Origin of the sequence: Azospirillum sp., assembly GCF_035627195.1 — a bacterium.
Classification (GTDB): domain Bacteria; phylum Pseudomonadota; class Alphaproteobacteria; order Azospirillales; family Azospirillaceae; genus Azospirillum.
Map to the genome: position 1 here is coordinate 23,709 of NZ_DASPMG010000223.1, position 6,767 is coordinate 30,475.

Annotated in this window: 7 protein-coding genes; 6 read left to right on the top strand and 1 reads right to left on the bottom strand. The window is 69.6% G+C overall.

The window, feature by feature from the left end; genetic code table 11:
• Window positions 1-98 precede the first annotated feature (98 nt).
• The 6 genes from VED21_RS20545 (at window position 99) to VED21_RS20570 (ending at window position 6,350) form a co-directional block, all read left to right on the top strand.
• A complete protein-coding gene (locus VED21_RS20545) occupies window positions 99-1,088 on the top strand; it encodes a radical SAM protein (RefSeq protein WP_324885484.1) in 990 nt (329 codons plus the stop codon).
• A 150-nt stretch (window positions 1,089-1,238) separates the two neighbouring features.
• Window positions 1,239-1,769: a YgjV family protein gene (locus tag VED21_RS20550; RefSeq protein ID WP_324885486.1), complete on the top strand. Its 531-nt coding sequence runs from the start codon at window positions 1,239-1,241 to the stop codon at window positions 1,767-1,769.
• An 84-nt stretch (window positions 1,770-1,853) separates the two neighbouring features.
• Entirely contained in the window at window positions 1,854-2,576 is a 723-nt protein-coding gene (locus VED21_RS20555; protein ID WP_324885488.1) for a Crp/Fnr family transcriptional regulator, read from the top strand.
• 121 nt (window positions 2,577-2,697) lie between these two features.
• Complete coding sequence (locus VED21_RS20560; RefSeq protein WP_324885490.1) at window positions 2,698-5,634, top strand: DUF3369 domain-containing protein; 2,937 nt, start codon at window positions 2,698-2,700, stop codon at window positions 5,632-5,634.
• A gap of 48 nt (window positions 5,635-5,682) precedes the next feature.
• Window positions 5,683-6,108: a putative toxin-antitoxin system toxin component, PIN family gene (locus VED21_RS20565; protein WP_324885492.1), complete on the top strand. Its 426-nt coding sequence runs from the start codon at window positions 5,683-5,685 to the stop codon at window positions 6,106-6,108.
• Window positions 6,105-6,350, top strand: a complete 246-nt coding sequence (locus VED21_RS20570; protein ID WP_324885494.1) for a toxin-antitoxin system HicB family antitoxin — start codon at window positions 6,105-6,107, stop codon at window positions 6,348-6,350. Before VED21_RS20565 ends, VED21_RS20570 begins: the two co-directional genes overlap by 4 nt.
• 72 nt (window positions 6,351-6,422) lie before the next feature.
• Here VED21_RS20570 and VED21_RS20575 read toward each other — a convergent pair whose 3' ends face one another.
• Entirely contained in the window at window positions 6,423-6,716 is a 294-nt protein-coding gene (locus tag VED21_RS20575) for a ferredoxin family protein (RefSeq protein ID WP_324885496.1), read from the bottom strand.
• Window positions 6,717-6,767 lie beyond the last annotated feature (51 nt).

Consider the following 6,767-nt stretch of genomic DNA (forward strand, 5'->3'; position numbering starts at 1 on the left):
GTTCACCAACCGCCGTTCACCACCCGCTCAAGGCAACGTGACTGGCGGCCCATCGGGCCGCCCGTTACCGTGCGCACATGACCGACCGAGAAGAGTGCATGACCGGCACCGCCGTAGCCGCCGCCCCCGCACCCGTCCGCGCCAAGTTCGACGACCCGGACTGGACCGCCAAGGGCGAGCGGCGGGCCAGTGTGGCGCTGCGCCGGCTGGACACGCTGTGGTTCAACACCGGCACGTTGTGCAACATCACCTGCGGCCATTGCTACATCGAATCCAGCCCCACCAACGACCGGCTGGTCTACATCGCCCCGGACGACGTGCGCCCCTACCTGGACGAGATCGAGTCCCTCGGCCTGGGCACGCGGGAGATCGGCTTCACCGGCGGCGAGCCCTTCCTGAACCGCGACCTGCCCGCCATCGCCGAACTGTGCCTGAAACGCGGGTTCGAGGTGCTGATCCTTACCAACGCCATGCAGCCGATGCAGCGTCCGCCCGTGCAGCAGGCACTGCGGACCCTGCGCGACCGTTTCGGCGATCGCCTGCGCCTGCGCGTCAGCCTGGACCACCACACAGCCGCCCTGCACGACCGCGAACGCGGACCCGGCAGTTTCACGAAAACCATGGAAGGCCTGGCGTGGCTGGCTCAGGAAGGGTTCGCCGTCGCCGTCGCCGGCCGGACCTGCTGGGAGGAGGAGCAAGCCGTGTTGCGCGCGGGATACGCCCGGCTGTTCGCGGACCACGCCCTGCCCCTGGACGCGGCCGATCCGCACGCGCTGGTGCTGTTCCCGGAAATGAACGAGCACGTCGAAGTCCCGGAGATCACCACCGCCTGCTGGGGCATCCTGAATCTGCATCCCGACGCCATGATGTGCGCGACCAGCCGCATGGTGGTGAAGCGCAAGGGGGCGGCGCACGCCGTCGTCGTTCCCTGCACGCTGCTGCCCTACGAGGCGCGTTTCGAGATGGGCGAGACGCTGGCGCAGGCGGCCACGGCCGATGGCGGCCATTTCGACCGGGGGGCGGTCAAGCTGAACCACCGCCATTGCGCCAAGTTCTGCGTTCTGGGCGGCGGATCCTGTTCGGCGTAGGCCCGGTCGAGCGCAGGCGAGGATCCGGCGCACGGCTTTCAGGCATGCTTCCAGGCACTTCGGGCTTCGGCGTTGGACCCACCGAAATCGCTTGCGGCCGGTGGGGTCGGATTTAAGCTACGGGCCGAGCGCCCCCGCATTCCGGTTTCCATGCCAGACGTCCTTTCCGTAGAACTGCTTGCCCAGGCCGTCGGATTTGCCGGCACGGCGGCGGGCATGGGATGGGCGCTGTTGCGCGGGCGGATAGCGATGCTGGCGGTGCAGCTGGCGGCTTCCTTGTTGTTCGCGCTGCATTTCGCCCTGCTGGGGGCGCTTACCGGCAGCCTGATGAACGTGCTGGCGACCGTGCAGGCGGCGGCCGCCATTCCACTCGGCACGCGGCCGGGCTTTCGAAGCGTCTATCTGGCGGTGCTGCCGCTCATCGCCGCCGGGCTGGTTGCCACGTGGCAGGGCGTGCCCTCGGCCTTCGCGGCGGCGGGCCTCTCCTTCGTCAGCCTTGGCCGTTACCAGACCGACGTTCGGCTGTTCCGCCTGTGCATGGCTCTGGCACTGCCCTGTTGGTTCGGCCACAACGTTCTGGTGATGTCCGTACCGGGCATGCTGTCCGACGTCTGCGCCATGACGATCAACGCGGTGATGCTGGCGCGCATGGGGTGGGCAGGACGAGCGGCGCGGGCTTGACCGCCGTCAAGGACGGGCGGCTACAATAGCCGTCAACCGGGGCCGCACCCAAAGGGCGGGCAAGCCCGGACACGGGGAGATGGGATGAAGACCGAAATTCCGGGCTTGCGGCCGACCGACGCCGCGACGCTGCGCACGATCCCGCTGTTCCAGCGCCTGCCCGACCGCGCGCTGTCGGCGTTGGTGGGCAGCGCTCAGGTCCGCCAGGTGCCGCGCGGCACGACGCTGTTCGTGCAGGACGAGAAGGCCGACCGCTTCTTCGTTCTGCTGGAGGGGTGGGTCAAGCTGTACCGGCTGACGCGCGACGGGGCGGAGGCCGTGGTGAACGTCGTCGCCCCTGGCGAAACCTTCGCCGAGGCCGCCATGTTCGCCAGCGGCAAGTTCCCGGTGTGCGCCGAGGCGGTGGCCGACGCCCGCGTGCTGACCCTGACGGCCGAGGGCTTTGCCCGCTGCCTGCGCGAGGACGACCAGATCGCCTTCGCCATGCTGGGCTCGCTGTCGTTGCGGCTGCGCCATCTGGTGCAGGCCATCGAACAGCTGCAGGTGCAGCCCACGCCGCAGCGCGTCGGCACCTTCCTGCTGCGCTTCTGCCCGGAAGGGCCGGGTTCGGCCATGTTCGCGCTGCCCTTCGACAAGGCGCTGATCGCCCGCCGCCTGGGCATGCAGCCGGAGACCTTCTCCCGCGCGCTGGCCAAGCTGCGCGCCGTGGGCGTGGAGACGCACGGCGGCACGATCTCGGTCGCCGACCTGGACGCGCTGCGCCGCTTCTGCCGCGCCGAGGGCGACGAGGACGACGACGCGGATTGAGCCCTTCGCGTTTCGCGTGTGGAATGGCGCCTCTCCTGTTCACAGCGGTGCAGCCTATGGTATCGTCCCGCTTTCGAGCCGGCGGGGGTGGCTCGGTTGGGGATGGCCCGGTGGGGATGGGATGAGCGACGAGTTTCTGTTCGCCGACGAGGAGCCGGGTGCGGACGCCGAAGGGGCGGCGAAGGACGCCCCGGCCGAGGCGGCGGAGCCCTGGCTGATCCTCATCGTCGACGACGACCCGGCCATCCACGCCACCACCAAGATGGTGCTGCGCGGCTTCACCTTCGAAGGACGCCCGGCGCAGTTCCTGTCCGCCGCCACGGCGGCCGAGGCGCGCGGGGTGATCGAGGCGAACCCGGACATCGCCGTGGTCCTGCTGGACGTGGTGATGGAATCCGACGACGCCGGCCTGAAGCTGGTCCGCCACATCCGCAACGACCTGAACAACCGCCGGGTGCGCATCATCCTGCGCACCGGCCAGCCCGGACAGGCGCCGGAGCGCGACGTCATCCTCAACTACGACATCAACGACTACAAGTCGAAGACCGAGCTGACGGCGCAGAAGCTGTTCACCTCCGTGGTGGCGGCCCTGCGCGGCTACCAGGACATCACCGCCATCGAGCAGCACCGCCAGGGGCTGGAGCGGATCCTGCACGCGTCCTCCTCGCTGCTCGACAAGCGGACCATCGCCGGCTACGTGGCCGACGCGGTGCGGCAGATCGACGAGGTGCTGCCGACGTGCGAGGGGGCGCTGCTGTGCAGCCGCTGGACGGCCGGCGGCGAGGCCATCGTCATCGGCGGCGGCGGCGCCTTCACCGGCCTGGACAACCGCCCGGTGGCCGAGGTGTTGCCGGAGGAGATCGCCGACGCCATCGCCGGCGCGCTGGGCGCCGTGCGCAACGCCTTCGAGCGGGAGCACAGCATCCTGGTGTTCCGCTCCACCTCGCGCCAGCACGACACCCTGTTCTACCTGCGCCACCGCCATCCGCTGAGCGAGGACGAGCGGCGGCTGGTGGAGGTGTTCTGCTCCAAGGTCGCCGTCGGCTTTGACAACGTGCACCTGTACGAGGAGCTGTCGCAGCTGAACCGCAACCTGGAGAACCAGGTGACGGAGCGCACGCGCGAGCTGGTCGCCGCCACCCGCGCGGCGGAAGCCTCGCGCGCCGAGGCCGAGGCGGCCAACCAGGCGAAGTCGCTGTTCCTCGCCACCATGAGCCATGAGATCCGCACGCCCATGAACGGCGTGCAGGGCATGCTGGAGCTGCTGGAGTACACGCCGCTGTCGGCCGAGCAGCGCGAACTGGTGGCGGTGGTGCGCGATTCCGCCGGATCGCTGCTGACCATCATCAACGACATCCTGGACTTCTCGAAGATCGAGGCCGGACGGCTGGACTTGGAACGCGTGCCCGTCTCGCTGGCCCAGGTGGTGGAGGGGGTGGCCGACACGCTGGCGCCGGGGGCGCGCAAGAAGGACATCCTGCTCATCCCCTACGTCGATCCGGAGTTGCCGGCCTGCGTGCTGGGTGACCCGGTGCGGTTGCGCCAAGTGCTGTTCAACATCGCCGGCAACGCGGTGAAGTTCACGCCGGCCGGCTCGGTGACGCTGCGGGCCGAGCTGATCTCGCTGCTGGACGGCAAGGCGACGGTGGGCATCACCGTCATCGACACCGGCATCGGCATCGCCCGCGACGTGCAGGCCCGCCTGTTCCGCCCCTTCACCCAGGCCGAGGCCTCGACCACCCGGCGCTTTGGCGGCACAGGGCTGGGCCTGTCCATCTGCCGGCGCATCGCCGAGCTGATGGGTGGCGAGATCGGCGTGGAGAGCGAGCCCGGCAAGGGCGCCACCTTCTGGTTCACCTTCACCGCCGAAGTGTCGGAGAGCGAGGTTCCGCCACCGCCGCTGGCCGGATTGTCGGTGCTGGTGGTGGCGCGCACGCCGGACGAGCGGCGCTTCCTGGCCCGCTACCTCGCCGCCGACGGCGCCCAGGCGGCGGAGGCCGCCGACACCCATGCGGCGCTGGGCGCTCTGGCGGAGGGTGCGCGCTTCGACGCGCTGGTGCTGGCCGAGGAGGATGCGGCCGGGGAGCTGCTGGGCGACCCGCGGCTGGCCGGCGCCGGGCTGGTGGTGCTGACGCGGCAGGTGCAGCCGGCGACGCCGGGTGGTGCCGTACCGGTGGCGCGGCCGGTGCGGCGCACCCATCTGGCGCGTGGCGTGCTGGTGGCGACCGGACGCTCGACGCCGGAGGCCGAGGGGCTGGCGGTGGAGGAGAGTGCCGCCGAGCCGCCGCCGCTGGCGACCGCCAAGCCGGCCGCCCCCAGTGTGGAGGAGGCGCTGGCGCGCAACCGGCTGATCCTGGTGGCCGAGGACCACCCGACGAACCGGCAGGTGCTGCTGCGCCAGCTGGCCCTGCTGGGCTACGCCGCCGAGGTGGCGGAGGACGGGCGCGAGGCGCTGGAGCGCTGGCGCACCGGACGCTACGCGCTGGTGCTGACCGACTGCCAGATGCCGGAGATGGACGGCTTCGACCTGACGCGCGCCATCCGCGCGGCGGAGGCGGAAACGGGCGCGCGCATGCCCATCGTCGCCATCACCGCCAACGCCATGGAGGGGGAGGCGCAGCGCTGCCTTGCCGTCGGCATGGACGACGCGGTGTCCAAGCCCACCGAGATCGGCCAGCTGCGCCGCATCCTGGAGCGCTGGCTGCCGCCGGACGGCGAGGGGGCGGAAGGCGCGCCGCTGGACCTGTCGGCGCTGAGCAGCCTGTTCGACGGCGACGCCGACTTCATCCGCCAGCTTCTGGACGAGTTCCTGGCATCGAACCGCGCGACGCTGGCGCGGTTGGAGGAGGCCTTTGCCGAGCGCGCCTGGGACGAGGTCCGGCAGGCCGGGCACAAGCTGGCCGGCTCCTCCCGCACGGTGGGTGCCCGCGACCTCGCCGCCGTGGGCGACGCCATCGAAACGTCGGTGCTGGACGGCCGCCTGGACGGAATGGACGAGATGGTGGATCGCGCCGGGCGGGAGCTGCAGCGGGTGGCGGATTACGTCGCGCGGGTGTGAGTCCGTGGTGTCATTGACCGCATTGGTGATGTCGCATACGGTATCGCCATGCTGAGGCTTGTCCTTGATACCGATGTCATGTTTGCGGCTTTCCACAGCCCGGCCGGCGCTTCGCGTCACCTGCTGCTGGAGGTTCTGGACGGCAAGGCCCATCTCCTTCTTTCGACCACGTTGCTGGTGGAGTACGAGGCGGTGCTGACCCGGCCGGACAACTTGACGAAATTCGGGATCGGTGCCGCCGACGTATTCAGCGTTTTGGACGAGGTCGCCAGCCTTTGCGTGCCTGTCGTGTTTGATTACCGTTGGCGTCCGGGTGCCGCCGATCCGGACGACGACTTGGTGTTGGAAACCGCTGTCAACGGCACCGCTGACGTGATTGCCAGTTTCAATCTCGCTGACATGGCGGCCGCATCCGCCCGGTTTGGCATTCCCGTCGAACGTCCGAAGGATGTCCTCAGGAGGCTTCGTCCATGAGCACCTTTCCGCTTCGCATTCCCGACGACCTAAAGAAGGAGGCGACGGCCCAAGCAGAGGCCACGGGCGTCAGCCTCAATCAATACATCGCCACGGCGCTCGCCTCGCGCGTCGGTGCGCAGGCCGAGGCCGAGCGCTACTTCGCCGCCCGCGGTGCCCGTGCGACCCGGGGGCAGGCCAGGACAATTCTTGCCCGCTCCGGTGTTGGGAATCCTCCCCGCGACGACGACCGGCTCGACTGAGGTTTTCGGACGCCGCGCACGAAAAAAAGCCCCTCCCCGGCGGCGCCGGGGAGGGGCTTTTCGCACATACGCTCAACCGAACTTGTAGCTGATGCCGTAGCCGCCGCGGGGATAGTCCCAGGCGATGTTGCCGCGGTCCTGGCAGATCACGCGACAGGTGCCGCACTCCAGGCAGCCGTCGGTCACCAGGGTCACGCTGCCCGTCTCGTTCTTGCTGTAGCAGGCGGCGGGGCAGCAGTAGGTGCAGGCCTGCGTGTCGCAACTGGTGCAGGTCGTCGCGTCCTTGATGCGGATGTGCGGGTGGCTTTCGTCGACGATGTACCGGTTCTGGTACAGCTTCTCTTCGATCTTCACCATCATGGTCATCGCACGGCCCTCACCAGCTTGATCGCGTCACCCACCAGACCCAGCACCGAG